Source organism: Streptomyces sp. SID12501, from assembly GCF_010550245.1.
GTDB lineage: Bacteria > Actinomycetota > Actinomycetes > Streptomycetales > Streptomycetaceae > Streptomyces.
The window spans coordinates 1-384 of sequence record NZ_JAAGLU010001075.1; the positions used below are offsets into that span (position 1 = coordinate 1).

Here is a 384-nt window from a genome sequence, read left to right on the forward strand (position 1 = left end):
CCGGGCGACGAGGTCGCCGAACGGGACGGCGTACGGGTACGGGTGGTCAGCGCGCGGCACGACGGGCGGCGACTGCCGTTCGGGCCGCACCGGTCGCCCGCGCTGGGGTACGTGGTCGAGGGCGCGTCGCGGACGTACTTCGCCGGCGACACGGGTCTGTTCGACACGATGGCGGAGGAGGTCGGGCCGGTGGACGTGGCGCTGCTGCCCGTCGGCGGTTGGGGCCCGTACCTGGGTCCGGGGCACCTGGACGCGGAGCGGGCGGCGCGGGCGCTGGCGGAGCTGGCTCCCGCCGCGGCGGTGCCGGTGCACTACGGGACGTACTGGCCGATCGGCATGGACGCGGTGCGCCCGCATGAGTTCCACGCGCCGGGCGAGGAGTTC

General features: G+C 76.3%; 1 protein-coding gene. It reads left to right on the forward strand.

The window, feature by feature from the left end:
* On the forward strand, positions 1-384 hold a 384-nt coding region (locus G3I71_RS49890; RefSeq protein WP_203733293.1), incomplete at both ends, for an MBL fold metallo-hydrolase.